Annotated in this window: 2 protein-coding genes; both read left to right on the forward strand. The window is 70.8% G+C overall.

Annotation, left to right across the window (positions count from 1 at the left end):
* Positions 1 to 2056: acetate--CoA ligase family protein (locus VFZ39_RS17565; RefSeq protein WP_330867087.1), on the forward strand; the 2056-nt coding region annotated here is incomplete at its 5' end.
* Between the two features lie 121 nt (positions 2057 to 2177).
* Positions 2178 to 2424: universal stress protein (locus tag VFZ39_RS17570; RefSeq protein WP_330867088.1), on the forward strand; the 247-nt coding region annotated here is incomplete at its 3' end.

A 2424-nucleotide genomic window follows, 5' to 3' on the forward strand; every position in this document is an offset into this window, starting at 1 on the left:
TGTAGGCGCGGCCGTGGTGCGATCCATCGCCTCGAACGGGTACGCCGGCCGGATGGTCGTCATCCATCCCCGACACGGGAGCGTGGCCGGAGTGCGCGCCTACCCGTCGTTCCGGGACGTGCCACACCCGGTGGACCTCGCCGTGATCGCCGTCCCAGCCGAGCTGACCGCATCCGCCCTCGAGGACGCCGCCGCGGCCGGCGTCCGGGCGGCGGTCGTGATCAGCTCCGGTTTCGGCGAGCTGGGACCCCAGGGGAAGGACCTCCAGCGTGAGCTGTCGGTGCTGGCGCGGACCCGTGGGGTCCGGTTGGTGGGTCCGAACTGTCTCGGGGTGCTGGCCAACGACCCGGCGATCCGGTTGAACGCCACCTTCAACGCCCAACAGCCGCCACCACCCGGCGGCCTCGCGGTCGCAAGCCAGTCGGGTGGGGTCGGTGTCGTGCTGCTGGATCGTGCCAGAGAGCTCGGGCTGGGTGTCCGAAGCTTCGTGTCGCTCGGCAACACGGCGGACGTCTCCAGCAACGACTTGCTGGCTGCGTGGTTCGACGATCCGGGGGTCAGCGCAGCGGCCCTGTACCTGGAGTCGTTCGGGAACGCACGCAAGTTCGCCCGCTTCGCCCACCGCTTCTCCGAACGCAAACCTCTTCTCGCGGTCGTCGGGGGCCGCTCGAAGCCCGGACGCGCCGGCGGCGTCTCTCATACGGCGGCTGCCGCCTCCTCCGTCGTCGCCGTCGAGGCACTCTTCGCCCAGTCAGGTGTCATCGGCTGCGTGGACACCGACGACCTGGTCGAGGCGGCACTGCTGCTCACCGAGCAACCGCTTCCGGCAGGTCCACGCCTGGGGGTGCTGAGCAACGCGGGAGGGATGGGCATTCTCGTGGCGGACGCCGCCGAGACCTGTCACCTGGTGGTGCCCGAGTTCTCGGCCGCGCTGAGCGACCTGCTGGCGGGCCTCGTCCACGAGACATCCGGGACGACGAACCCGATCGACGCCGGAGCCGGCGTGGCGCCGGAGCGGATGGCTGCCGCCCTCGACGCCGTGCTGTCCTCAGGCGAGGTCGACGCCGTCGTCACCGTGGTCGTCGCGACTGGCGTCACCGACGGTGTCGAGATCGTACGGAGGTTGGAAGAGGTGCGCGCGCGCCATCCGCAGATCCCGGTGCTGCTCGTGCCGCTCGGCGGGCTGGACGTGGGGCACCCAGAGGGCCTCACGACCTACGACTCACCCGCCGCGGCGGTTCGAGCCGTCGGACATGCCGTCAGCTACGTGCAATGGCGAGCCGTTCCGGCTGCGCCGCTGCCGGTGCCGGATCCCACCGTGGTCCTGGCCGTGAGGCAGTGGTGCCGAGCGGCACTGCAGGACGCGCCCACAGAGGGTCGGTGGCTGGCGGCGTCCGAGGCACGACACCTCCTCGGTCCGTACGGACTTCGGCTGCTCGGACGCGTCGCCACCGGCGCTGACGGAGCGGCCGAAGCAGCAACGCGAATCGGCTTCCCCGTCGCGGTCAAGGTGGGCGACACCGGCGGAGCGCACAAGAGCGAGAAGCGACTCGTCAGGACGGGTCTGACCTCGGCGGCCGCGGTACGGCTGGCGGTGTCAGGCTTCGAGCTGCACCTCGGGCGAGCAGCAGGAGAAGTGCTGGTGCAACCGATGGAGTCCGGTGTCGAGATGGCCCTCGGCGTCGTCCGGGACCCGACCATGGGACCGCTCGTCATGGTGGCGGCGGGCGGCGTTGCGACGGACCTCTGGGCCGACCGTGCCTTCCTGTTGCCACCCATCTCCCTGGCCGACGCCCAGCACGCGGTCCGAGGTCTGCGGATCTGGCCCCTGCTCGAGGGCTATCGGGGCGGGCGGGCGGCCGACGTTGCTGACCTCGAACGGCTCGTGGTCGACCTCGGCCGGCTGGCCGTCGAGGTCCCCGAGATCGCCGAGCTCGATCTCAACCCGGTGATCGTGGGCAGCTCGAGCTGCTCGATCGTCGACGTCCGGCTGCGACTGGCGAGCACCGATGATCCCGGTGTTGGGACGCCGCGCCAGCTGCGGCGGATCGAGTGACGGGGCGTGACCGCGGGACCAAGGTCCCTGCTTGCCACGGCGCAGTGCCCTGCCATGGGCGACGTGCTCGAACGAGGCTGGAGGCAACGCTCGACCCCATCCCAGAAAGGGCGTCTTCGCCATGACCAGAAGCCTCAACCACGCCCCAGTCGTCCTCGCCTCCGATGGCACCCCCGCCAGTGAAGGAGCGCTGCACTTCGCGGTCCAGGAGGCAACGGCGCGCGGAGCCCGCCTGGTGATCGTGCACGTCAACCCCCTGAACGTTCCCGTCGCGCCGATCCGTCCCATCCTCCCGATCGGCCCCCTGCCTGCTACTCGTCCGACCCTGCCGAGCGAGCTCTCGATGCACGCACGCAGGGTCCTGGACC

It is taken from the genome of Nocardioides sp., assembly GCF_036374615.1.
Classification (GTDB): Bacteria; Actinomycetota; Actinomycetes; order Propionibacteriales; family Nocardioidaceae; genus Nocardioides.